The sequence below is a fragment of the Paenalcaligenes niemegkensis genome (assembly GCF_022230885.1).
GTDB lineage: Bacteria > Pseudomonadota > Gammaproteobacteria > Burkholderiales > Burkholderiaceae_B > Paenalcaligenes > Paenalcaligenes niemegkensis.
Genome location: NZ_JAKGCT010000005.1, coordinates 1 through 22470 on the forward strand (window position 1 = coordinate 1; position 22470 = coordinate 22470).

Annotated in this window: 22 protein-coding genes and 5 pseudogenes; 4 read left to right on the forward strand and 23 right to left on the reverse strand. The window is 61.0% G+C overall.

Going from position 1 to position 22470, the window contains the following annotated elements; genetic code table 11:
* The 14 genes and pseudogenes from trbL to L1889_RS15635 all read right to left on the reverse strand — a co-directional run.
* Positions 1-775, reverse strand: a pseudogene (gene trbL, locus L1889_RS15570) (P-type conjugative transfer protein TrbL); the annotation flags it as partial.
* Between the two features lie 12 nt (positions 776-787).
* Complete coding sequence (trbJ, locus tag L1889_RS15575; protein WP_238665965.1) at positions 788-1531, reverse strand: P-type conjugative transfer protein TrbJ; 744 nt, start codon at positions 1529-1531, stop codon at positions 788-790.
* Positions 1528-3990, reverse strand: coding sequence for a conjugal transfer protein TrbE (gene trbE, locus L1889_RS15580; RefSeq protein ID WP_238665966.1), 2463 nt, complete (start codon positions 3988-3990; stop codon positions 1528-1530). Before trbE ends, trbJ begins: the two co-directional genes overlap by 4 nt.
* Before the next feature lie 10 nt (positions 3991-4000).
* Positions 4001-4273, reverse strand: a complete 273-nt coding sequence (locus L1889_RS15585; RefSeq protein WP_238665967.1) for a VirB3 family type IV secretion system protein — start codon at positions 4271-4273, stop codon at positions 4001-4003.
* Positions 4270-4647: a TrbC/VirB2 family type IV secretion system protein gene (locus L1889_RS15590; RefSeq protein ID WP_238665968.1), complete on the reverse strand. Its 378-nt coding sequence runs from the start codon at positions 4645-4647 to the stop codon at positions 4270-4272. The genes L1889_RS15585 and L1889_RS15590 overlap by 4 nt, the downstream gene beginning before the upstream one ends.
* Entirely contained in the window at positions 4644-5690 is a 1047-nt protein-coding gene (gene trbB, locus L1889_RS15595) for a P-type conjugative transfer ATPase TrbB (protein ID WP_238665969.1), read from the reverse strand. The genes L1889_RS15590 and trbB overlap by 4 nt, the downstream gene beginning before the upstream one ends.
* Entirely contained in the window at positions 5687-6151 is a 465-nt protein-coding gene (locus L1889_RS15600; RefSeq protein ID WP_238665970.1) for a CopG family transcriptional regulator, read from the reverse strand. The genes trbB and L1889_RS15600 overlap by 4 nt, the downstream gene beginning before the upstream one ends.
* Positions 6148-8145: a conjugal transfer protein TraG gene (locus L1889_RS15605; RefSeq protein ID WP_238665971.1), complete on the reverse strand. Its 1998-nt coding sequence runs from the start codon at positions 8143-8145 to the stop codon at positions 6148-6150. Before L1889_RS15605 ends, L1889_RS15600 begins: the two co-directional genes overlap by 4 nt.
* Before the next feature lie 233 nt (positions 8146-8378).
* The gene (locus L1889_RS15610; protein ID WP_238665972.1) at positions 8379-8633 is read right to left on the reverse strand and encodes an entry exclusion lipoprotein TrbK; all 255 of its coding nucleotides are present in this window, start codon (positions 8631-8633) and stop codon (positions 8379-8381) included.
* A pseudogene (locus L1889_RS15615) lies at positions 8630-9573 on the reverse strand (LysR family transcriptional regulator). The gene L1889_RS15610 and the pseudogene L1889_RS15615 overlap by 4 nt, the downstream one beginning before the upstream one ends.
* A gap of 112 nt (positions 9574-9685) precedes the next feature.
* Positions 9686-10081, reverse strand: coding sequence for a DUF4148 domain-containing protein (locus L1889_RS15620; protein WP_238665973.1), 396 nt, complete (start codon positions 10079-10081; stop codon positions 9686-9688).
* A gap of 46 nt (positions 10082-10127) precedes the next feature.
* Positions 10128-11663 carry an MFS transporter gene (locus L1889_RS15625; protein ID WP_238665974.1) on the reverse strand — a complete coding sequence of 512 codons (1536 nt, stop codon included), beginning with the start codon at positions 11661-11663 and terminating at the stop codon, positions 10128-10130.
* A gap of 2 nt (positions 11664-11665) precedes the next feature.
* Positions 11666-12805, reverse strand: a complete 1140-nt coding sequence (locus L1889_RS15630; protein WP_238665975.1) for an HlyD family secretion protein — start codon at positions 12803-12805, stop codon at positions 11666-11668.
* Positions 12805-14247, reverse strand: coding sequence for an efflux transporter outer membrane subunit (locus L1889_RS15635; protein WP_238665976.1), 1443 nt, complete (start codon positions 14245-14247; stop codon positions 12805-12807). Before L1889_RS15635 ends, L1889_RS15630 begins: the two co-directional genes overlap by 1 nt.
* Positions 14248-14327: 80 nt before the next feature.
* Here L1889_RS15635 and L1889_RS15640 point away from each other — a divergent pair, with 80 nt between their 5' ends.
* Entirely contained in the window at positions 14328-14975 is a 648-nt protein-coding gene (locus tag L1889_RS15640) for a TetR/AcrR family transcriptional regulator C-terminal domain-containing protein (protein ID WP_238665977.1), read from the forward strand.
* A 25-nt stretch (positions 14976-15000) separates the two neighbouring features.
* On the forward strand, positions 15001-15369 hold the full coding sequence (locus L1889_RS15645) for a hypothetical protein (RefSeq protein ID WP_238665978.1): 369 nt from the start codon (positions 15001-15003) through the stop codon (positions 15367-15369).
* 33 nt (positions 15370-15402) lie between these two features.
* On the opposite strand, the pseudogene L1889_RS15650 reads toward L1889_RS15645, so the two are convergent.
* From L1889_RS15650 to parA, 6 genes and pseudogenes are all read right to left on the reverse strand, one after another.
* A pseudogene (locus L1889_RS15650) lies at positions 15403-17348 on the reverse strand (DUF3363 domain-containing protein).
* On the reverse strand, positions 17332-17787 hold the full coding sequence (locus tag L1889_RS15655) for a hypothetical protein (protein ID WP_238665979.1): 456 nt from the start codon (positions 17785-17787) through the stop codon (positions 17332-17334). The pseudogene L1889_RS15650 and the gene L1889_RS15655 overlap by 17 nt, the downstream one beginning before the upstream one ends.
* Positions 17784-18383, reverse strand: a complete 600-nt coding sequence (locus L1889_RS15660; RefSeq protein ID WP_238665980.1) for a S26 family signal peptidase — start codon at positions 18381-18383, stop codon at positions 17784-17786. The genes L1889_RS15655 and L1889_RS15660 overlap by 4 nt, the downstream gene beginning before the upstream one ends.
* Positions 18380-18913, reverse strand: a complete 534-nt coding sequence (locus L1889_RS15665) for a DUF2840 domain-containing protein (protein WP_238665981.1) — start codon at positions 18911-18913, stop codon at positions 18380-18382. Before L1889_RS15665 ends, L1889_RS15660 begins: the two co-directional genes overlap by 4 nt.
* Complete coding sequence (locus tag L1889_RS15670) at positions 18910-19185, reverse strand: chromosome partitioning protein ParB (protein WP_238665982.1); 276 nt, start codon at positions 19183-19185, stop codon at positions 18910-18912. Before L1889_RS15670 ends, L1889_RS15665 begins: the two co-directional genes overlap by 4 nt.
* Positions 19182-19819, reverse strand: a pseudogene (parA, locus tag L1889_RS15675) (ParA family partition ATPase). Before parA ends, L1889_RS15670 begins: the two are co-directional and overlap by 4 nt.
* On the opposite strand from parA, the gene L1889_RS15680 reads away from it, so the two are divergent.
* Positions 19818-19973 carry a hypothetical protein gene (locus L1889_RS15680; RefSeq protein WP_238665983.1) on the forward strand — a complete coding sequence of 52 codons (156 nt, stop codon included), beginning with the start codon at positions 19818-19820 and terminating at the stop codon, positions 19971-19973. The pseudogene parA and the gene L1889_RS15680 overlap by 2 nt on opposite strands.
* 154 nt (positions 19974-20127) lie before the next feature.
* On the opposite strand, the pseudogene L1889_RS15685 reads toward L1889_RS15680, so the two are convergent.
* The 3 genes and pseudogenes from L1889_RS15685 to L1889_RS15695 all read right to left on the reverse strand — a co-directional run bounded on the left by L1889_RS15685 (position 20128) and on the right by L1889_RS15695 (position 22152).
* Positions 20128-20972 (reverse strand): annotated as a pseudogene (locus L1889_RS15685) (replication initiator protein A).
* A 26-nt stretch (positions 20973-20998) separates the two neighbouring features.
* Positions 20999-21280 carry a helix-turn-helix transcriptional regulator gene (locus L1889_RS15690; RefSeq protein ID WP_238665984.1) on the reverse strand — a complete coding sequence of 94 codons (282 nt, stop codon included), beginning with the start codon at positions 21278-21280 and terminating at the stop codon, positions 20999-21001.
* A gap of 83 nt (positions 21281-21363) precedes the next feature.
* Positions 21364-22152 (reverse strand): DUF2285 domain-containing protein, encoded by a 789-nt coding sequence (locus L1889_RS15695; protein ID WP_238665985.1) that lies wholly within the window; start codon positions 22150-22152, stop codon positions 21364-21366.
* Between L1889_RS15695 and L1889_RS15700 the strand changes: the two genes are divergently transcribed.
* A complete protein-coding gene (locus L1889_RS15700; RefSeq protein WP_238665986.1) occupies positions 22151-22441 on the forward strand; it encodes a hypothetical protein in 291 nt (96 codons plus the stop codon). The genes L1889_RS15695 and L1889_RS15700 overlap by 2 nt on opposite strands.
* The last annotated feature ends 29 nt before the right edge of the window (positions 22442-22470 follow it).

Genomic DNA, 22470 nt, shown 5'->3' on the forward strand with positions numbered 1-22470 from the left:
ACCCGGCCCAAAAATGCCGAGTGCGAGCATCGCCAGAGAAGCCAGCATCACGACCAGCGCATGGTCGATGGATGGCTCATCCGGCACGGTCTGAAACTCTGCGAACAGGCCTGGTAATACCAACGATTACCGCCAGCACTAATACCTTGACGCCCGAGGACACCACGTTGCCCAGCACCTTTTCAGCAAGAAACGAGGTCTTATTCCACAGCGCAAACGGCACCAGCACAAAGCCAGCGAGCGTGGTCAGCTTGAACTCGATCAGCGTGATGAAAAGCTGCACCGCCAACACGAAGAAGCATAGAGTCACCACCAACCAGGCCAGGAACAGGACAACGATGGGATCGAGGTTCACGAACACCTCGGGAAAGCCAGCCAGATCACCGATCTGCTCCACAATCGGTGCTCCCGCATCAATACCGATCTTGGCCAGCCTTCCCGGCTGCAGGAAGTTCCCCATGCTCAAGGTTGAACCGGTAGCCACCAAGCCCAGGCCGGCGAATGACCGGAACACGATGCCCGCCAGCCAATTGAAGTTGCCGATGATGTAGGCAAAGGCGCCGACATAGAGCACCTTGCGCAGCAGCTTGACGATCACGTCATTGCCCTGGCCGGTCGCGTGGCCCATAGCCCAGTACAGCCCGGCGATGGTCATGTCGATGACGATCAGCGTGGCCGTGAGAAATGCGACTTCGCCTTGCAGTAATCCGAAGCCCGAGTCGATGTAGCGCGAGAACGTATCAAGGAAACGGTCGATCACCGTTACGTCGTTCATGGCCGGTCCCCGTCAGTTGCCGTAGAACTGCACGGAATACGGCGTGTACGGCGTACCGCCACCCATGAAACGCTGGCGCACCTCGCGGGCACGCTCGGTCGCCGCCGCTTGCCGCGCCAGCTCCAGCGCCGCCGCACGGTCCTGCGTGATCTGAAGTTGCTGCGCCTGGATGGACTGCTTTGCCTGCAAGGCCAGGAGCTGGTTGGTCGCCTGCATGGCCTGCAGCGCTCCGGTCGCGGACTGGCTTTGGCTAACCAGATCGGTCAAGGCACTTTCGTCCTGCGCCAAGTTCTGCGATACCTGCGCTTGCATGCGCATCGCGGTGTGCAAGCCGTCGAGCGTGTGCTTCCAACGCTCTCGTGCGTCCTGCGCCATCTGATCGCCGCTGACAGTCGCGGCATACTGATCGGGATAGAGCCGCGCAAACTCCCGATCCATGCTCGTCACGTCAAAGGTCAACCCTTGCGCCTCGGCAATCAGCCGTTCGGTGGTTGCCAACGTGGAGCGCAGGCGGTTGACGATATTGAAGTCCAGATTGGTCAGGTTACGCGCCTGATTCATCAGTATTTGCGCCTCGTTCTGAAGCTGATTAATCTGGTTGTTGATCTGCTCCAACGTGCGCACAGCGGTCAGCGTGTTCTGAGTGTAGTTCGACGGATCAAACACGGTTTTCCACGCTGCTGCAGGCGGCGAAGCCAGAAGCAGGCTGACCAGCAAGGCAAAGGTAATCGACGCTAAACGGGAAGAGAGTTTCATGACAGATGCTCCTGAGGAGGATTGGCAAAAGAAGGGGAAGCGACTTGCGTAGGGTTTGGAAACGTAGGCAACAGGTCCGCCGCCCAATCCAGACCGCTATGTCGCAACCAGGCGCTGGCAAACCCAGACACGCCGGTGTCAGCCACGACACGGTCGACGTCGCGTTGCGCTTGCGGCGAGGACGTGCCCGCAAAGGCCAACGCCACTGGCCCCAAGTCCAGGTCGAACAGGCGATTGCCCAGCCGCGACTGGTAGTAGTAATCGCGCTTGGGCACCGCTTCGGCTACGATGCGGATCTGGCGGCTGTTCAAGTCAAAGTTCTGGTAGATCGAACGGATCTGCGGTTCGGTGGCCTGGGCGTTGGGCAGGAAGATGCGGATCGCGCAGCTCTCCACGATGGCTGGGGCAATGCTGGAGTTCTGGATGTCGGCCAGGCTCTGTGTGGCGAAGATCACCGAGACGTTTTTCTTGCGCAGGGTTTTGAGCCACTGGCGGATGCGCGCCGCAAACACCGGGTCATCCAAAAACAGCCACGCCTCATCGAGGATCAGCAGTGTGGGCGCACCATCAAAGCGTTCATCAAAACGCGCGAACAGATAACCCAACACGGCCAGCACCGCCGCCTTGCTGTGCATCAGCTCTTCCATCTCAAAGCACTGCACAGAACCTGAGCCCAGGCGATCCGAGTCCGCGTCGAGCAGCTTGCCGTGGGCGCCGCCCAGCACATAAGGCGCCAGCGCCTGACGCAGTGCGTTCGATTGCAGCAGTACAGACAAGCCCGTCATGGTGCGCTGCTCCACCGGCGCACCGGCAAGGCTGCCGAGCGCCGACCAGATGGCCGCTTTCTCATCCGGACCGATAGCCATGCCCTCGTGACGCAACCGACCTTCCACCCATTCAGCGGCCCAGGTGCGATAGCTCTCCTGGTCGATGCGGGCTAGCGGCTGGAAGGCGATCTCGCCGTCATTGCTCAGGTCGTAATGCTCGCCGCCCAGCCCCAGGATGGTGGCGCGCATGGAGCGGCCCATATCGAAGGCGAAGATGCGCGAGCCACGATAGCGGCGGAACTGCAAGGCCAGCGTCGCCAGCAGTACCGATTTGCCCATGCCGGTCGGACCTACCACCAGCGTATGGCCCACATCGCCGATGTGCGTGACCAGCCGGAACGGCGTCGCGCCGTCGGTGCGGGTGACGATCAAGGGAGGCCCATCGAGATGGGCATTGCGCTCGGGGCCGGCCCATACCGCCGACACCGGCATCAGGTGGGCCAGGTTCAACGTCGAGATAATGGGCTGGCGCACGTTGGCGTAGGCATTGCCCGGAATCGACGACAACCAGGCATCGACGGCATTGAGCGTCTCAGGGATAGTGACGAAGCCCCGGCCCTGGATCACGCGCTCGATCATGCGCAACTTCTCGTCGGCACGGGCCGCATCGTCGTCGAGCACCGTCACCGTCGCCGTGACATAACCAAAAGCCACCTGATCGCTGCCCAGCTCTTGCAAGGCGGCATCCGCATCGGCCGCCTTGTTATTTGCATCGGTATCGACCAACGGGCTTTCCTGCTGGAAGATGGTTTCACGCAGCAAGGCGATGACGTTCTTGCGTTTGGCAAACCACTGGCGACGCAGGCGTCTCAGCTCTTTCTCGGCCTCGGCCTTGTCCATGCACAGAAACCGTGTGCTCCAGCGATAGGCAAAGCCCAGTCGGTTGAGATCATCCAACAATCCTGGCCAGGTGGAGGTCGGAAAGCCACGCACCGACACCACACGCAAATGCTGGTCGCCCAACATGGGTGCCAGGCCGCCGACCAGCGCGCAGTCAGCCAGCAGCGCATCCAGGTGAAACGGCACTTGCGGCACCGCCAGCGCGAAGCGGCGCGTCGAGATGGTGCCATGCAGATACGTTAGCGTCTGGCTGTCGTCAACCCAGGTAATTTCCGGCATGACTCCATCGAGCAGGTCGAAGACGCGATCCGTCTCCGAGACGAAGGCGTCCAGCCGCTCGCTCCAGTCCACACCTTGCGATGGCCGATTCTCGTAGAGCAAGCCCGCCGCACGGGCGCGGGCTTCCTCGGCCGGCAAATACATCAAGGTCAGGTGGTAGCCGCTCTCGAAGTGGCTACCCGATTCCTCGAAGGTGGCGCGGCGTTCCTCGTCCACCAACCAGGACAGCGGCTCGGGGAAGTCCGAGTGTGGATAGCCAGCGGCAGCGCGGCGCTCGGCCTCCACGAACAAGGCCCAGCCCGAGCCCAGGCGGCGCAGCGCGTTGTTAAGCCGCGCCGACGCGGCGATCAGTTCGCTTTGTGTCGCGCTGTCCAGGTCTGGCCCGCGAAAACGGGCCGTGCGTTGGAACGATCCATCCTTGTTCAACACGATGCCCGGCGCGACAAGCCCGACCCAGGGCAGCCAGTCGGCCAGCAGTGCGGGCCGCCGGCGGTATTCGGCAAGATTCAACATGGCATTCTCCTCACACGTCCAGCAGCGCTTTGTGTTTGATGTGCCGGGCGAACACGGCCATGAATTGCGGATCGAGCCGCGCGCCCCAGACCCCCAGCGAATGGCCGACGATCCACAGCACCAGTCCGGGAATCCACAGTTGCAGGCCCAGCCCTACGGCGGCGGCCAGCGTGCCGTTGGCGATCGCCACAGTACGCGGCGCGCCACCCATCAAAATCGGCTCGGTCAGCGAGCGATGCAGCGGCACTTCAAAGCCGGCAGCAAATTCCTCGGGCGTATTCATACGATGGCCCCGCCGGAGAAGCTGAAGAACGACAGGAAAAACGAGGAGGCGGCAAACGCAATCGACAGGCCGAAGACGATCTGGATCAGCTTGCGAAAGCCGCCGCTGGTGTCGCCGAAGGCCAGTGCCAGACCCGTGGCGATAATGATGATGACCGCGACGATGCGCGCCACCGGCCCCTGGATGGAGTCGAGGATGGATTGCAGCGGCCCTTCCCAAGGCATGCTGGAACCGGCGGCGTGCGCCGTGCCGACCAACAGCAACATCAAAGCGGCCAGTAGCAGACCGTGCTTCGCAGGGCGGGCCAGGCGGCACACCCGTGCAGGGTTGAAAATCGGATTGACGGAAATACGGAAAGCATCAACGTGCGTCATGGCAGTTCTCCAGAGTGGTGGGGAGTTGAGGTTGGAAGATCTGAAACAGGCCGCAGCTCGGGAAACGACGCGTCCAGCGCATCCGCCAGGCGATAGCCCGCACCGTCGAAGCCAACGACACGGGCTATGGTGTCGATGCGGCGCTTGCGGCCGCGCCCGGCGATGTAGACGACGACATTCACCGCCTCGGCGATCAGCGCCCGAGGCGGGTTCACGGCGACTTCGAGAATCAGTTGCTCCAGGCGCAGCAACGCGCCCAGCGCGGAACTGGCGTGGATGGTGGCAATCCCACCAGGGTGGCCGGTGCCCCAGACCTTGATGAGATCCAGCGCCTCCCCGCCGCGCACCTCGCCAACGATCACGCGATCCGGGCGCAGGCGCATCGTGGCGCGCACCAGTTCCTGCATGGTCACGACCCCGGCGCGGGTGCGCAGCGGCACATGGTCGCGGGCGGCGCATTGCAACTCGATGGTGTCTTCCAGCACCAGCACGCGATCGCCCGTAGCGGCGATTTCGGCCAGCAAGGCATTCGCCAGCGTCGTCTTGCCGGTGCTGGTGCCGCCGGCAATCAGGATGTTCTGCCGCTCGTGCACGGCACGCACCAGAAAGTCCGCGTGCGCGGCGGTCATCATCCCGTCGGTGACGTAGCGCTCCAGCGGAATCACGCCCACGGCGCGCTTGCGCAACGCGAAGGCTGGCCCCGGCGCGGCCGGAGGCAGGATGCCCTCGAAGCGTTCGCCCGTTTCCGGTAGCTCGGCGCTCAGCAGTGGTTGGCCGCGATGCACTTCCGCGCCGACGTGGGCGGCCACCAGTCGGATGATGCGCTCGCCATCGGCCTCGGACAGTTCCACGCCCAGCGGCGCACGGCCCGATGACAGGCGATCCACCCAAAGCGTGCGGTCGGGATTGAGCATGATTTCCACCACGTCCGGGTCTTCCAAGGCGGCGGCGATCAGCGGCCCCATCGCCGTGCGCAGCATCTGAATGCGGCGATCCAGTGACGTCGCAACGGATGAGCGCGGCAACTGCGGCACGGCGCTCATGAGCTACGCTCCCCGGCTTCAGCCGACAGTGCGGCGTCATCTATGCGCATCGGGTCGGGGTGTAGCTCTTCCACCACGTCCCGCACCAGACTGCGGCCACGCAGCAGGTGACGACCAAGTTGTTCGACAAACTGCTCGAAGCGCGCCTTGCCGTGAGCGCGGGCCGCATCTTGGTGGGCTTCCGGCACCGGCGTGCTGACGGTCAGGTAGTAGCGGATGAACAGCGCCAGGGTTTCGATCTGGATGTTCTGATCACGCTCCAGGCGCTCGGTCTGGCGCGACAGCCGATCCAGCCGTTTGGCGATGGCTGCTTCGCGCTGGTCACCTGCGTCCGGCGACAACCAGGACGCCAAGGCAGCGGCGACGATGGACGACTTGGACACGCCTTTCTTCGCAGCCAGTTCATCGAGTCGTTTGGCGTGTTCGGGTTGAATAAAGAGGTTCAAGCGGTATTGACTCATAGCTGGATTCCATCATCAGGGTCGAGGGACGCCAGCCGGGCCGTGCGTTGCAAGGTCGGATCGAGCTGGCTGGGGAAAATGGGCGGCACGTCGTCGTCATCGAGCAGTGACAGGTCGCTGACCGGGTATTCCGGCTCGGGACCGTAGGTGGCGACGTCAGAAAGTTCGGGCTGCTGGCGCGGGCCGCCATCGTCGGCGCTGCCCACGCCATCGGCGGATGCGGTCGCCGCTGCGCCAAGCACGGTGGGAATCGCCAATTCGCTCCAGTCGTCAAGGCGGGCAGGAGGCACATCGGCATAGCCACCGTCAACTAGCATCGGCGGCGGCAGTACCCGCTGCTTGAAATTGGCGTCCAGGTAATAGCGCAGCTTTTTGGCCTTAATCGGCGCATGACCTGACACCATCACCACCGACTCATCGGCGGGCAGTTGCATCACTTCGCCAGGCGTCAGCAACGGGCGCGCCGTTTCCTGGCGCGATACCATCAGATGGCCCAACCACGGCGCGAGCCGGTGGCCGGCATAGTTGCGCTGCGCGCGCAGTTCGGTGGCGGTACCAAGCGTTTCGGAAATCCGTTTGGCGGTGCGCTCATCGTTCGTGGCAAAGGTCACGCGCACATGGCAGTTGTCCAGGATCGAATGGTTCTGGCCGTAGGCCTTGTCGATCTGGTTAAGCGACTGCGAGATCAGGAAGGCGCGCAGGCCGTAGCCCGCCATGAAGGCCAGGGCCGACTCGAAGAAGTCCAGACGGCCTAGCGCGGGGAACTCGTCGAGCATCAACAGCAGCTTGTGGCGGCGCTCTACGCCATCGCTGCCGTCCAGCGATTCGGTAAGCCGTCGTCCGATCTGATTCAGAATTAACCGAATCAGCGGCTTGGTGCGGCTGATGTCCGAGGGCGGCACCACCAGGTACAGCGACACTGGGTGCTCAGAAGAAATCAGATCGGCGATGCGCCAGTCGCAGCGCGAGGTGACTGCGGCTACCGTGGGGTCGCGGTACAAGCCGAGGAAGCTCATGGCGGTGGACAGTACGCCCGAGCGTTCGTTGTCACTCTTGTTAAGCACTTCGCGCGCTGCGGATGCGACAACAGGATGCGGCACATCTCCCAGATGCCGCATCGTCATCATCCGGTGTAACGTCAGTTCGAACGGGCACGCGGGATCGGACAGAAAGTTGGCGACGCCCCTAAGCGTCTTGTCCTCGCCCGCGTACAGCACGTGCAGGATGGCACCGACCAGCAGCGCGTGCGAGGTTTTCTCCCAGTGGTTGCGTTTTTCCAGTGCGCCTTCGGGATCGACCAGGATGTCGGCGATGTTCTGCACGTCGCGCACTTCATGCGTGCCGCGCCGTACTTCCAACAACGGGTTGTAAGCGGCGGACTGGGGATCGGTGGGGTTGAACAACAGGCAGTGCGAGAAGCGCGAGCGCCAACCGGCGGTAATGGCCCAGTTCTCGCCCTTGATGTCGTGGATGACGGCAGATGCGGGCCAGGAGAGCAACGTGGGAATGACAAGCCCTACACCTTTGCCCGAACGCGTGGGCGCGAAGGTCAAGATGTGTTCCGGCCCTTCATGGCGCAGGTACTGACCGTCATGCAGACCGAGGAAAACGCCTGCCGGGTCGATCAGGCCGGCCTTGCCGATTTCAGCAACCTCGGCCCAGCGGGCGGAGCCGTAGGTTGTGACCAGTTTGGACTGACGCGAACGCCAGATCGACATACCGATGGCAACCACGACCGCCACCAGACCGCTGCCGCCCGCGACGGCACCGCCAATGTCAAACACCTGCGACGCATAGGCATCGAAGAAAAACCACCACTCGAACAACTTCCAGGGGTGATAAATCGGTGTGTCGAAGAAATCAAACCAGGGCGGGCCCAGGCGTAGCTGATAGCCCAGGGCGGCGGCTGTCCATTGTGTGGCACCCCACACGCCGGCGATCACGATGCCGAATACGACGGCGATCTGCCCGAACAGCACGTTCGTCCCTTGCATTCCCGGCCTCCGATTTCTCCTGCGCAGCACTGCGCTGAAAGACGGCACAACAACGTGCCGCAGAGGTCAGGATCGGTGCCGGGTCAGTGCCGGTCAAAGACCTTTATCGGGACAAAGGTCGAGAAAAAGGCATGAGTTCGCGCAGGGGCGAAAACAAGAAAAATGCCGCAAGCGAAGGCGCGTTGCGGCGTGCTGGACGAGAAAACAGAAAATGTGAGGCTAACTGCCAACAATCAGAATTTCGGTGGGCTCTCCGGTGGCGTGTAGGGCACCTTGCCGTCGCCATAAAACCGCTGACGCGTTGCTTCGGCGACTCGGTTGCATAGCTCGTCGCCCAACTTTACGCGCTCCAGCTTGCACTGCTGGCGCAGCTCCTTGAATCGTTCGGAGTTGGACGCCAGCGACTCCACCTTTTCGGTGGCGATCGGTTCGGGTGGGTCGCAGGCTGCCAGCACAGTGACGAACAAAAGCAGCACAATCTTGTTCATAACTCAATTTCCTCCGGGATATCAGGTTTTAGTGCAGCGGGAGGTGTACTCTCGCGCGCCAATTCGATAGCACCAACCCGCTCGATAAAACGGGACAGCGTTTGAGAAGGTTCACCATTCAGGCAAAGCAAGTAGGTCGTGAGAATCGGCGAACGCCCAGAAAGTGGCCGCGCCACAACACCGCACTCACGGCTGGCGGCAATTTGCGAGGCACCTGCCAGCCCCAGCGCAAAGCCTGCTGACACCAACGCCATCATCAAGTCCAAAGACGTGACCTGTTCAGCCACCAGTGGCTCGGCATCCACGGCACGCAACACGCGGGCGACCTGACGTGCGTGACCTTCGCATACCATCGGATCACACATCACCAAGGGATAACGCAGCACCTCATCCAATGGAATGCGTTTGTAACTCAGAATAGGATGTCGTGCAGGCACAGCGACCATCAGTGGATCGTGCCAGACCGGCTCAGCGAGGATGCCATCACCCACTTCGTCAGACTGCGCGAAACCCACGTCGTACAGATCATCAGTCAATCCCCTGATCTGCTGCGACAGCGGCACCTCGAACAGACGAATATCGACCTCCGGTTCGTCCAGGCGACACTGCGCCAACAGCGCGGGCAATCGCGACGGCATAATGCCGTCGATAAGGCAATGCGTAGCTGACCATGAAAACCACTAGCCGCTGCCCTGACGCTGTCGCGCGCTTGCTCAAGTGCAGCGAAAACCCGGGGTACATGCTCAAGGAATAGTTTGCCCGCGCGAGTCAACCGTGTGCTTCGAGTGGTGCGTGCAAACAGCGACACACCCAACTCTTCCTCCAGTTCCTTGATGGCCCGCGACAATGGCGACTGCTCAATGTGCAGCCGCTCGGCGGCACGAGCGAAGTGCAGTTCCTCGGCCACAGCCAAAAAGCACCTAAGATGCCGCATTTCCATGACGACCTCCCTCAGTGAAATCCCACGAACCTCATTTCATCTATGTACCAGCCGATTCACCGAGACTCACTTCAAGAACAGGACTCAGCAATTCGCAATAACTATTGGATTTTCATGGATCCACTATATCCAGTAGTCCCTGCTTTCTGGCTTGCTCAAGTTCCTGCAACACCTCTGAACGTGTTTTGCTATTCCCCTCAATTCGAGTCACAGGGTACTCATCATCTGCGAAGTCCAGTAGTCCTTGCTTTCTGGCCTGCTCTAGTTCGTGCACAACCTCTGCACGTGTTTTTCTATGCCCATTAGTTCGGATCACAGGATATTCATGATCCGCGAAGTGCAGTAGCCCTTGGTTTCTGGCCTGCTCGAGTTCCTGCAACACCTCCGCACGCGTTTTACTGCGCTCTGCTTGCTGAGTAGCATTGGTGACGACACTCAGTGGGCCCGCCCAGCTAGCTGACGAGGCGATAATGGCAGCGATAGCTATTGACCATAGACGTACTTTCATAATTAACTCCTTGTTGAAAAAATTTCCCTCGTGCATAAAGCACGACCTACTGCTTGTTTACTGCGTTCAGAAACGGTGGCGTTATCGGGTTCGGTGGAGACGACTGAATCATTACCGCCAGGGCAAGGCACAGCAGGCTGCACCAGAACACCAAGTGGTATCCGCTGATTTGTGCCGCGACCTGCGACTCACGTCCGAGCATTTGCGCAATTCCCGCCAGTCCCGACACCGCTCGTTCCATCACCAACGGGTCTCCTGCTGGAAGATAGGTGCCCAAACTCGTTCGGCTGATATCGCCAGAAATCCGCAGCCAGGTAGACATGGCCGTACCAGCCGCAATAGGCATTAGCACTCGCGCAATGGGCACATAAGCACCAAGCGCCACCCCATGTAGGGGATTCAGATTGGTGACAAAAGCGGCGATCAGGCCGATCAACATGATGCTTTCACCCAGCGACTGCAGAATGAGCATCGTGATGAACTGGTCCACTCGCCAATCGTGACTGATATGTGTGCCAAGCCATGCCGTGACCGCAATAATGATTAGGCCGCCGATAATGAGAAGCCTGGGTTCAGCCCGCCTTCCGAGATAAATTACTAGGGGCGTAGCAGTAAGATAAGCTGCGAAGGCAACCCAGGTTGCAGCCCCTGCCTGCATGGGTTTCAGGTTTCCCATCAGGGACAGGAAGGTCGGAATCAACAGGGATGTTGGCGTCATCAACACTCCAAACAGGCAGGCGATCACAAGGCAGATGCAGATATTGCGGTTGCCAAAAGCGGCCAGGCTTGCAAACGTGTCTTTCTGACGTGCGGCGCGTATGACAGCCGCGCCGAACAGCATGGTCCCGCCAAAGAGCGTGGACATGACTAGACCGGAATCGTGCCAACCCAAACGCTCAGCCGATTCGATGCCGATGAATCCCAGCACCAGCCCGGTGCAGAACATGGCCATTCCACCCCAGTCCGCCTGCCGCAACTGCGCGTGATCAACCGGTGTCAACGGCATGGCTTTCCATGCCAGCATGGCGATCGCGGGACCGGCCAGCGCTGTCGGCCAATACACCCACTGCCAACCTATTTCTTCAACGAGAAAACCCGATGCACCATATCCGGCGTCCATCCCCGTGGAGACGCGCAGGCTGTAGGCCGCCATGACCGCTAGCCAAAATCGCGGTTGCACGCTGCGCAGCGCCAAAGAAATGGTCAGCGGCAAATAGATGCCCAGGCACAAACCGGCCACCCCGTGTAGTGCGATCAACATCGGGTAGTGGTGGGCGAACGCAGGGACCAACAAGGCCACGACACCGAGCAGCAGACTGGGCACGACCAGCACCCGTGTCGGTCCGATGGCCGTGGCAAGCCAGGGGACGATAGGCATGGTGAAAAGTTGTGCACCGTTGAGTGCTGTGCCCAGCCAGGCCGCCTCCAGTACGTCAAGTCCGAACTGTCCGCGCAAATCGGGAAGCGCCGCCGAAAACAGCCGCCCTTGCAATGTCGTGAGTACGGCACCGAGGAAAATGGCAGCGATGGTCAACGCAGGGCGTGGACGCGTTGTGTTAGAGATGAAGCTGGACAGCACCATGATCAACGCACCTCGTGGCCGGCAATGACGGCAAGCCGCGCCGCTCTCGGTTGCGGCACATAGGCGGCAACAGTTTGTCCCTTGGTGTCAATACGGGTCTCGGCTGACATACCAGGACGTAACCGGGCGAGTGCTCCCTGTCCGGGCTCCAGCTCGATGCGAACCGGAATCCGCTGTACCACTTTGGTGAAGTTGCCGGAAGCGTTATCCGACGGCAGCAGTGCTGACTCCGCCCCGCTCATGGGTGCGATTTCCCCGACCCGGCCACGAAACTGCCTACCTGCCAGGCCATCTATCGTCAACGCCACAGGTTGCCCGGGTTGCACATGAGCAAGCTGGGTTTCCTTGTAATTGGCAATAACATAGGACTGCTCGGTCGGCACGATGGAAACGATCTGCGTGCCGTTCGCTACCAGACTGCCCACTTGCACATGGCGTTTGTTCAGCATGCCATCAAAAGGGGCGACGATTCGCGTGTAGCTAAGATTCTGCCTGACGGCGTCCAACGCGGCTGTTGCACCACTGACATCGGCCTGCCGCACTGCCCGCTGCCCTTCCAGAACCGACAACGACCTAGTTGCCAGCTCCGCCTGTGCCGCAGCGGCATCGCGCTGGCTCACTGCGTGCTCAAGATCAGCCTGGGCATTTTCGAACAGTTGTCGGGACAGTGCGCCGTCTTTGACCAGATCGTCCTGGCGTGCCGGATTGTTCCGGTACTGACGAACCCTGACCTCCGCCGACCTGACATCGGCCTGCGCCGCTTTGATGCGGGCGCGCTGCTGGGCGACTTCTCCATCCAGGTTGTCCAGGTTTGCCTGCGCCTTGGCCAGGTCCGCTTGCGCTGCCGATACGGCCAGTTCATAGTCCCTGGCATCAATCTGTGCAATCACATCACCTGCACGAACATATTGGTAATCACCAACCGGCAGTGTCTTGATGTAACCCGACGCATTGGCGCTCAATACGGCGAAGTCGGATTTAACATAGGCGTTCTGCGTCGTCTGAATTGTTCGGCTGCTGGTCCATTCATGCCACTGGGTCGTTGTCAGAAACACCAATGCGAGAATGGCTGCGCATCCCAGCCAAGGAGCCATCCGTAAAGCCAAAGGTCTGCGTTCAATTGAATTTTCAGATGTACTCATCATAGTTTCCATGCAAGGCTATTTGTTGTATCGGCTGCGTCGAAACCACCACCTAGGGCGCGGTTTAGTTCGGCATTCAGCAGGAGCCCACGCGTCTTCAAATCCAACTGTTGTTGGCGCTCCCGCAGCAAGACGTTCTGGGCGTTCAAAACTGTCAGGTAATCAGTCAAGCCGGCTTCGTATTGCCGTCGTGCCAAGTCAAACGCCGTCTGCCTCGCAGCCAGGGTCTGCTCTTGAGCGCTTGATTGCCGCACCAGTGCTTCCAGGGAAATAAATTGATCCGCCACATCGCGCACGGCGACCAACAAGGTCTGGTTGTAAGTCTCTATGGCAGCATCCAGCTCAGCCGCACGCCCCTTGTACCGGGCGCGTAGCTTCCCAGCATCGAAAATGGGCAAAGTCATGGCAGGCCCAATGCCATAGTTCCGGCTGCCTGCGTTCAACCAGTCGGACAAACCAATCGACAGGCTCTGTCGGGCAAATCCCGCGAACGCGCGCAGACTGATATTGGGATAGAAATCGGCCTTGGCAGCCTTCACATTCTGGGAAGCTGCTTCCACCCGCCAACGAGCGGCCACCACATCCGGGCGATGGCCGATCAACTCAGCAGGTACCGACGCGGGGAGATTGCTGTCTGCTACTGACATCATGCGCGGCTCAACATCCGACAGGGTGTTGATAGGAAGCCCGGCCAAAGCTGAGAGCCCATGGCGCTGCAAGGCGATTTGCTCATTTAGCCTGAGGATGTCACGTTCCATGGCAGGCAGATCGCCCTGCGCCTGCTGGTGCTCCACCTCGGTATCCAGGCCTGCCAGCACACGTCGCTCGACGATACGCAGCGTCTGATGCCGCACATCCAGCGATTCCCGAGCCAATTCCCGCATGGAGAGCAAATGGGCAAGCTCAAACCAGGCACCGACAACGCGGCTGGTCAGCATCAATCGGGCTGCCTGGACCTCGGCATTTCGTGCGGCTGTCTCGCCCAATGCGGCGCGCAGCACGGCACGTTGGCCGCCCCAGAAGTCAAAGGTGTACTGAACTTCAGCCCCTAGTGTGAACGTTGATCCATAGTTGCTGGCGAGCGGCGCACCCGCGTCGTACTCCTGCGAATACCGCTTACGTACCGCGCTGACGTCTGCATTAACCTTCGGCCATCGTTGTGCCCCAGCATGCTCGGCTATCGCGGCGGCTTGCTCCAACCGGACACGAGCCAGTCTCAAGTCCGGACTTTGTTCCAAAGCACGGTCGATCAGGCTATTCAGCCTGGGATCTTGATAGATCTCCCACCAGTGGGCCGATGGCCACTGCAACAGCGAATTCTCCGTTGCACCCACGGCAACTGGCGTGCTCATCGTCGCCCTGGGCGCTTGGTCCAAACCGCCCATCCCAGCACAACCTGCCAAGCTTCCCACCACCAAACTAAGTAAAACAATATTTTTCATTTCAAACCTAACATCGTTAGTCTATGATCGGAATGATACACTAACACTGTTAGATTGCAATCCTCACGGAGAAACCGCTTATGAAAGCGCCAAAAATCCAACGGGAGCAGGTCATCCAGGCTGCCCTCGCACTGCTGGACCAGGATGGCCTTGAAGGACTGACTCTACGCAAGCTCGCTCAGTCGCTGCATATACAGGCACCATCGCTGTACTGGCACTTCGACGGCAAGCAGGCATTGATCGACGGTATGGCCGACGCGCTGGTCCAGGATGTAGCACTTCACTTTCCCGCTAAGCAGACCTGGGACGACCGTATTCGGCAGGTCGCTGCGGAACTACGTAAGGCGCTCCTGCAGCGCCGTGATGGCGCACGCGTCTTCGCTGGAACATATGTCGTCACGGATAACGTCCTGCGTACCAGCGAAGCTTTGATTTCCGCGTTTGTTCAGGCGGGTGCAGATACACAATTCGCCGCTGACAGTAGCTTCAGCGTCACCTATTACATACTCGGTTTCGTAATGGAAGAACAGGCGTTGGGGCCAGGAAGCGCACTAGATCTTGCCTCAAGAAAGCAAGCATTCTTCAAGTTGGCTCAAGAGAAGTATCCCAACAACTGGATTGCACGCGACGCGATCTTTTCCGAGGATTTCAGTGGCCGCTTTTCAACTGGCCTGGGGTTGCTGATCGACGGGACAAGACTGCGTATCCAGGCAACGAGCTGTAAATAACCCAGGCTATTCAAGGAGCCTTCCTATGCATATTGCAACCTGCCAGTTTCCACGCGTATGGGTATCCTCCACGCTACCGTCCAATTGGGAATCAGAACTGGAGGCTCTGCTATGCCAGGGAGAACGCTTTGTTTTGCTGACGCGCGACATGCCAGACAAGAAGCGTGACGCCAATGAGGTAGACAAGAAACAGTTTGCTCTTTGGCTTAAACGCAATCGGGAGCGGCTGGCACAAGTTTGTGCAGGCAGCATTGTCGTGGTGCAAAGTCAGGTCATTGCTCTTTCTTTGAGTGCCGTTGTGGGACCACTCGGAAAAGCATTCGGCTTCCCTATACGCGTAGTATCGGAGGAGCAAATTGACGCTGCGGTAAATAAATTGTTCACACAAGTCTAAGCCAAAAGTATTCTAATTTGTGTCCAATTTCAATCAACTGATGGTTACTCCGCGCGCGCTCCTAATGTCCCACGAAACGCCACCGCCGCGCATGGTCGCGGTAATCTGCTGCCCCAGCCGCTGCTCGATCATTGGCTTCCAAGGCACCAGGCTGAAACCCATACCGTCGTCCAGCATCGCGTAGCGCCCGCTCGCAAGCATGATACTGCGCCGATAGATGCCAGTCACACGCTGGCCGTCGGCTACAGGGCGATGGTATAGACCAGATTCGGTAGCAATGCCCTGCGCGGCCTGCGCCAGTTCTCGATTGCGCAGCGTTCCCAGCAGGTTGCGCGCCAGAATTACGCGCTGCCCGCGCCGCTCGGCCAGCCCCTGTTCGGCCAGGAAGTCGACACGTTTCTGTAGCGCTTCTTTGACCTCACTGCCAAAGCCGATACCCCCAGCCCCTTGCCGCCGCCAATCAGCTGCTGATCCAGCCAGGTCGCGCCGATCACGCGGGCCTGGCGCTCAATCGGCAGGTGTGACTTCAGTTCCACCGCCACGCCACCCAGGCGCTGCGCATCGTACTGGCGGCCACGCTCGGACAAGCCGTTAGGCACTTGCCAGACGCCTTCGATCTGCCGTTCCACCAGGCCGGCTCGGTGCAAGGCTTCCAGCCGTCGCACATGGGCTTCGACCACTTCGTGCGGATCTCGGTCTGGGTGCGGCTGAGCCTTGGCAACCGCCAGATGATGATCGGTGCGGTAGATGCCATCGATAGCCAACGCGGCGATGGTCTTGTCCGCCGCACGCACCGCAGTTGAGCCTTTGATTTCCACGACAGCTCCCGTCGGGTACTGTTCCAGTTCCGTCTTGGCCGGCAGCGCGACATAGTGCGCCTTGCCATCGGTGCCATCGACGATCAAGTAGCCCTTATCGTACAGCTCGTCTGCCAGTCCCTTGCCGGCCACGCGGCCGACAACGGTGCGGCCATCCTCGCCAGGCTGGAACATGGCCAGTTCACGAGGCTTACCGCTCATGGCGCGTTGCATGGTACGGATGATGTCGCCGCGTTCGCCCATCGCCCGCAAGGTGGATTCCGCATCGGCATGGACAGCCCACACGCCGGTCTGCATTTCACTTGCCAATCCCATGCGCTGCAAGCGTTGCAAGCGGCCGACCAGCAGCAGGCGCTGGCGTTGCAGTCGGGGTTCCGCCTCCAAATGCGCGGTGCGCACCACGCCATCCACGGCCTCGCGCTGCAAAGTACGATCCAGCCCCGTCCATCGCTCCTGATCCACTTCACGCTGCATGCCGCGCTGGTTCTCCAGTTCGGTACGCGGCCCCAGCCATTCAGTCGCCAGTTCCGAGGCCCGCTCGCGCATCCCCTGGCTGATGTAGTCGCGGGAAATGATGAGGTCTTTTCCAGTGTCATCCTTGCCGCGCAGAACAACGTGCGTATGCGGGTTGTCGGTATTCCAGTGATCGACCGCCACCCACTCCAGCGGCGTGCCCAGATCGGCTTCCATGCGGGCCATCAGGTGGCGGGTGTAGGTGCGCAGATCGCCCAGCTGTTCGGCCTCTTCGGGCGAGACGATAAGGCGGAACTGGTGCCGGTCCTCGCGGCCACGTTCCTCAAAGGCAGCCAAGTCGGCATCATTAGTCGCCGGGCCATAGGCGTTGCCCGGTTCGCCATCACGCCTCACACCTTCGCGCTCGATGTAGCGCAGGTGCGTAGCCGTCGAACGCTGCCCGGCCTTGGCGAGATTGACCAGCCGGGTCTTGATGGTCACGCGCCGGGAACCAGCGGTCAGCGATGCACCGGTAAAGTGCGCCGCCGTGTGGCCGCGCCCCAGCCGGGCACCGGGTCGATGGCCCGCCTTGGCGGCCTTGACTCCGGCCTTGCTCGTCTGGCGCAGCACCTGGCTGATGAAGGCGTCGCCGCGCTGCTTGGGCGCCCCTGGGCGGATGCCAAAACGGTCATCATCGTTGCTGTTCATGCGCTACCCCCATCCAAGGCTGTCGCAGCCAAGCGTGCGAGGCACGCGCTTGGCTCAATGCCGACAAGGTATTGGCGATCCACGCGGCACGGTGCCGCAACCAGCGCGTGTCGCGCCGCCCCCACGTGCAGACTGCTTTTTCGCGCAACAACGTGCCGCGACCTTTTATCTTGCCCTCCACCTTTGCCCCTCGCTGTCGCTCCTGGCATCGGCGGCTCGGCGGCGCTGTGCTGCTGGCAGCCAGCCTGTCGGCGAACGCGTCCACAGCCAAAGACCGGACACGATCGAGGCAAGACATCTGCACATTGGATGGCTGCTCAAAGTGCGGTGTGAATGCACCCGCACTGCATGCACGACAACATGACAGCAGCCACTTGGACGACGCACCCGATGACACGATGAGATGCACAGCAATGTGCAACGAATTGACGGCCATCATGGACGACTCTCCAGCCTTACCGGATGCGCTACGCCGATCACGGCGGACGCGCTGACCGGACCGAAATAGCGGCTGTCGAAGGACGCCGGATGGGTCACACTCAACAGGAACAGTTCGCCCTCGGCCAGCGGTCGGCAATGCTGCCAGAATGGCAGTGGTCGGCTCAGCCGATCAGCAGGCAGCACGGCAGCCGAAGGCACGCCGTCGATGCGCACCTGACCGGCGATGATGCAGACATGTTGCGGCGCGACCGCGCCCACCCGTTTGAGCAGCGGAATATGCGCGGGCAGATAACCGCGCTGGGCGGCCAATGTGGCGGCATTAGCCGGAAGATAGGTCACGACGATGCTGCCCACCGACAAAGGAGGCTGCAGCGAGTCGGCCCGATATGCTAGCGGTTCGACGCGATACCAGCCGACCGCCACGCTGTCGGACGGGTTGTAGATCAGGCGCGGTAGCGGCGGCACAAAGGACGCCCAGGCCAGCGCCGCGAGGCCGCAGGCGGACAAGCCCGCCAGCACAAGGCGAGCGCGCAGGCGTGAGCGAAGACGCAGCACGCCGCCAGTGGTGCTGGCAACGGTGAATTGAACGGTCATGACAGCCCCCTCCCGGCCAGCCAGGCAGCATGCCGCTCGGCGGTGTAATCGGGCAGCACCTGTCCTGCCGCAAGCCGGTTGCCCAGCGTGTGCCAGTACGTGGGCGACACGTCGATGGCGGCAATGCCCAGCGCCTCCATGCCGTCGATCCGTTCCAACACGGCGCGCACCTTCTGTTCGCCCTCGGCGTGCAGCAGCAGACGTGCGCCGGGCTGCACGCCAGGGATGCGCTGCACCGCGTCCAGCGGTGTGCAAGCCTGCATCACCATGAGTTGCCAACGGATCGTTCCGTAGTCGTTGGCCTGCCAGCGGATGCGGCAGAAGATCGCGCGCGGCAGGAACACCGCGCAGCGTCGCCAGCGGTCGAGTTGAACCGTGCGCGTAGGTTCACCAAAGCGCAGGTAAAGATTGAATCGCGGCTCGATGGTGGCCAGCGATACGCGGGTCAATCGCGCGTTGCCAGCATGGACGGCAAAGGCGCGCAACGAAGGCGGTGGCTCATCCGTTGTCGCTAAAGGTTGTGCAGTCATTGGGGCTTCTCCGGGAACGCGTGTTCCAGTAAACCGCGCAGCAGCTCGGCTACCGTCATGCCTCGCGTGAAGGCCGAAACCTTGATGCGCGCACGTAGTGCGGGCGTCACGTCGAGGGTCAGGCGAGCGGTGTAAAGGTCGCCTTTCTGGAGGTCGGCGGCATCGCCCTGGCGAATCCACGCCTCGGCGTGCGGATTCGTGGGCGGGCGCGCACCGATGGTGATGCGCTTGCCTGTGCGCTTGCCGTTCGATGTGTTGCTGTCGCTACTCATGGCGACCACCGCAATAGTTCATCCACCAATGCGGTGATTTCGCGTGTGGCGGCACTGTCCGGTGCCAACTCGCGGGCAAGCCGACCCGTCGCCACGCTGTCGGCGAAGACGATGCGTTGCCGAACCTCGGCGCGCAGCGCCGGTAGCGGTTGATCGGCCAGCGCCTGGCGCGCTTCGCGTCCGATCACCGTGGTGCTGACACGGCGATTGATGACAAAGGCAGCGGCAAGCTGGGGCCGGAACACCTGCGCCTCGCGGATCAGCGCCACCATCTCGGCGCTCGCCCATAGGTCGTAAGGGCTGGGTTGCACCGGTATCAGCACGCAATCGGCTGCTAGCAGCGCGGAGCGCGCCAACGCGGCGATTCGGGGTGGCCCATCAATAACGACGTGATCGGCCCGCCTGGCGAGTTCTGGAGCTTCCTGATGCAGGGTTTCCTTGCCAAGCTCACCGCACTGAACAGCCGGGGCAGCCCTTGTTGGCTACGCCGTTGTGTCCAATCCAGTGATGAACCCTGGGGGTCGGCATCCAGCAACACCACGTGCTGACTGCGCAGCGCAAGTTCGCCGGCGATGTGCGTGGCAAGCGTAGTCTTACCCACGCCGCCTTTTTGGTTGAGTAAGGCGACGATCATGACGTGGCCCTCCTGTCAGGAAAGCCGGCCTGTTTTTGTCCTGCTGAACCGGGTTGGTTTTGGGGCGATTTTTGCAGGTTTTTTGCTGTTGGCATGGCAGCGCTTTTTGCTTTTGGGCACTTATCCACCGGCATGGCGCGCCTCTAAACGTTAGAGTAGTGAAGTTACCTAAGTTAGAGCGCCCGTAAACCCGTGTCCTTATTGGCTTTGCGGCGATCTCATACTCCTGATAGCACGATAGCCGTACTCCCGATAGCACGATACCCCTTACTCCTAATAGCACGACACTATTCACAGGTTTTCCCGGGTTATCCCCGTGCCGTGAGCGGCACGGGCCGAAACGTCAGCAACTCCCTGTGGTCCTTGGGCCTGCACACGATACCCAACTCGTAGCCGGGTAAGGATTGCTTGGCCACCAGGGTGCGCACGTCGTACGCAAAATCCGAGAAGCGCGCGTGGCTGCCGGATTTTTGGTGTAGATAGCGAAAGTCGAATTGCCAACCGTGCTCCTGCCTGCCGCCGTGCTTGCGCACCAGGCGGTACAGCCAGCGCTCGATACCACCGGTCAGCTTGAAATACGCCGGGTCGATGGTCAGCACCAGGGCGGCATCCACCACGCCCGTATAGAACCAGTCCGGCAGAATCAGCTCGATACCCAGCGGCGTACCCTGAGCATCGGCCAACTCCTTCCACTCGTTGATCCAGGAAAAGCGATGCAGCCGCCGCCCAGTCGTCTCGCGGATGGAGGTGGCCACACTGGTCGATTGCAGGCGATCCAACGCAGCCTTGAAACGCTGGTAATCGCGCAGGGATTTGCCGCGCCCAATGAAGCGTAATATCTCGTAAGGCGTGGCCTGCATCCGGCGCGATGGCTGAATACCCGCGTCCTTGGCCTCGACGATCTGGCTGGCGGCCCAGATCAGTATGTCGGCATCCCAAATGGTGGCGATGCCATGCTCCTGCGTACCCTCCACGCGAATGGTGACGTTGCCTGTGTGAAAGTCGATGGGCGCTACGCGCCGCGACTTCGCCAGCGAAAAAACGGATAAGCCATCAGGTCCTGAGCATCGCGCGGCGCCATATCCCCCGGCAGCGCCCGGAACAGGTCGAGCTGTTCCCGAGACGGCAAGGCTTGCCCTGGTGGGCTGGACATGGCGATGACTACCAACGCGCCACCAATCAGCGGTCGTCACGGTAATCACCCGCGTGACGCTCGGCGTATTCCGGATCGGACGTGGCTTCGTAGCTGCGCGCATCGGCCCAGGCATCGAGGTCAGCCACGGCGTACATGACGCGGCGACCGAACTTGCGGAACTTCGGCCCGCCGCCGATCACGCGCTGTTTCTCCAGCGTGCGTGGCGACAGACGCAGATAGTCGGCGGCTTCGTCGTTGGTCAGGTAGCGTTGAGGTTGCGCTGCCGTGGTGACGGCAGCAGCAGGTCGAATAGGTGCGGGTCGCATAGGATAGACCTCCATCGGTCAGGAAAGCCCGGCCACACAGCGCGACCGGATGGAGGTAGTCTCAAGAAATACAGGCCGCTTGCTCAGGGTCGTTTTGCAGTGCGTGCAGAACGACCCTCCCCAGGAGATTCGAGCTGTGCCAGACGGCGATAACCGCCGCTCATCAGCGCCTTGCCGCGCCGTACCAAGCGGCGCACCTTGGAGCGTAGGCCACCGTCGGTGTACCAGCCTGCGGCTACCGCATCGATGCCGAACAGTCCTTCGGCCGCCTCGCGCAAAGATGCCCCCGCCAGGGTGGCGTCGAGCGCCTGCAAGGTGTGCAGCTCCAACAACGAGGCCGGAGATGGCCGCAGCTTTGTTACCGCAAGCACGGCACCGGCGACCAGCTTGTCCAACTCTGCGACAAGCACCTGATAACGAGGACCAGCTGTGGCGCAGGCACGGATGGCGTAGACATAGGCCATACCATCATCCAGGTCCGGCGCAAAGGCCAGCCGCACGCAGTAGCCAGGCACGCGTGTGGTCAGCACCAGCCTCTTGCCATCATGGACCAAATGCTTGTCGCCGGGCATACACCAGAACTCGAAGACCAGGGCATCCGGTGGCGGGTCGGCATCAGGATAAAGCTGCACCACGACATCATGATCGGGGAACCAGGCTGGATGTGCGTTACGCGCATCCAGACCGGGATCCTCCAGCACGCGCAAACCCCAGCGCTCGGCGGCGCCCGGCTGGCGGCGACGGCGCAGCCAGTCGCGCCGGTAATCGGGATGGCGGCGCAAATACTCCCAAGCCAGGGCGAGGCCATCAAGATGCAGCACGTAGAGATACGCGGCGGTTGGATACCAGTGTTTGGCGCTCGGGTCAGCCATGACGTCACCTCCTGTTGATAAGCAGGAACGTCGCTACGGGCGTCGCAATGCAAAAGCTACGGTGTCATCGGTAATCTGTCATGGATGGCTGAGTAAAATGGTGATATCAAGACCGAGTGGCTCCGAAGCGTTGCAGATGTCGTCCGAATACGACGGCTACGCAACCGGAAAATGGCACGCAGCACTAGATACCGTGCCGCAATCCGCGCCAAAGATCATGACTGTTTACAGCAGAGCCGCCCCACTTCGGTGCAAAAGTGCGGATTCAGACTGGGCAGGTCTGAAGTGAGACAAAAATAGTCTCAATGCACCTAGCCT

Coding starts and splice junctions, on each gene's coding strand:
- trbB (WP_238665969.1), bottom strand. CDS start 5,690: ATGAGCGCCGTGCCGCAGTTGCCGCGCTCATCCGTTGCGACGTCACTG.
- trbE (WP_238665966.1), bottom strand. CDS start 3,990: ATGTTGAATCTTGCCGAATACCGCCGGCGGCCCGCACTGCTGGCCGAC.
- L1889_RS15635 (WP_238665976.1), bottom strand. CDS start 14,247: ATGAAAAATATTGTTTTACTTAGTTTGGTGGTGGGAAGCTTGGCAGGT.
- L1889_RS15625 (WP_238665974.1), bottom strand. CDS start 11,663: ATGGTGCTGTCCAGCTTCATCTCTAACACAACGCGTCCACGCCCTGCG.
- L1889_RS15690 (WP_238665984.1), bottom strand. CDS start 21,280: ATGCGACCCGCACCTATTCGACCTGCTGCTGCCGTCACCACGGCAGCG.
- L1889_RS15610 (WP_238665972.1), bottom strand. CDS start 8,633: ATGAACAAGATTGTGCTGCTTTTGTTCGTCACTGTGCTGGCAGCCTGC.
- L1889_RS15590 (WP_238665968.1), bottom strand. CDS start 4,647: ATGACGCACGTTGATGCTTTCCGTATTTCCGTCAATCCGATTTTCAAC.
- L1889_RS15680 (WP_238665983.1), top strand. CDS start 19,818: ATGACGTGGCCCTCCTGTCAGGAAAGCCGGCCTGTTTTTGTCCTGCTG.
- L1889_RS15660 (WP_238665980.1), bottom strand. CDS start 18,383: ATGACCGTTCAATTCACCGTTGCCAGCACCACTGGCGGCGTGCTGCGT.
- L1889_RS15645 (WP_238665978.1), top strand. CDS start 15,001: ATGCATATTGCAACCTGCCAGTTTCCACGCGTATGGGTATCCTCCACG.
- L1889_RS15600 (WP_238665970.1), bottom strand. CDS start 6,151: ATGAGTCAATACCGCTTGAACCTCTTTATTCAACCCGAACACGCCAAA.
- L1889_RS15670 (WP_238665982.1), bottom strand. CDS start 19,185: ATGAGTAGCGACAGCAACACATCGAACGGCAAGCGCACAGGCAAGCGC.
- L1889_RS15665 (WP_238665981.1), bottom strand. CDS start 18,913: ATGACTGCACAACCTTTAGCGACAACGGATGAGCCACCGCCTTCGTTG.
- L1889_RS15630 (WP_238665975.1), bottom strand. CDS start 12,805: ATGAGTACATCTGAAAATTCAATTGAACGCAGACCTTTGGCTTTACGG.
- L1889_RS15605 (WP_238665971.1), bottom strand. CDS start 8,145: ATGCAAGGGACGAACGTGCTGTTCGGGCAGATCGCCGTCGTATTCGGC.
- trbJ (WP_238665965.1), bottom strand. CDS start 1,531: ATGAAACTCTCTTCCCGTTTAGCGTCGATTACCTTTGCCTTGCTGGTC.
- L1889_RS15655 (WP_238665979.1), bottom strand. CDS start 17,787: ATGATGGCCGTCAATTCGTTGCACATTGCTGTGCATCTCATCGTGTCA.
- L1889_RS15620 (WP_238665973.1), bottom strand. CDS start 10,081: ATGAAAGTACGTCTATGGTCAATAGCTATCGCTGCCATTATCGCCTCG.
- L1889_RS15585 (WP_238665967.1), bottom strand. CDS start 4,273: ATGAATACGCCCGAGGAATTTGCTGCCGGCTTTGAAGTGCCGCTGCAT.
- L1889_RS15640 (WP_238665977.1), top strand. CDS start 14,328: ATGAAAGCGCCAAAAATCCAACGGGAGCAGGTCATCCAGGCTGCCCTC.
- L1889_RS15700 (WP_238665986.1), top strand. CDS start 22,151: ATGACGTCACCTCCTGTTGATAAGCAGGAACGTCGCTACGGGCGTCGC.
- L1889_RS15695 (WP_238665985.1), bottom strand. CDS start 22,152: ATGGCTGACCCGAGCGCCAAACACTGGTATCCAACCGCCGCGTATCTC.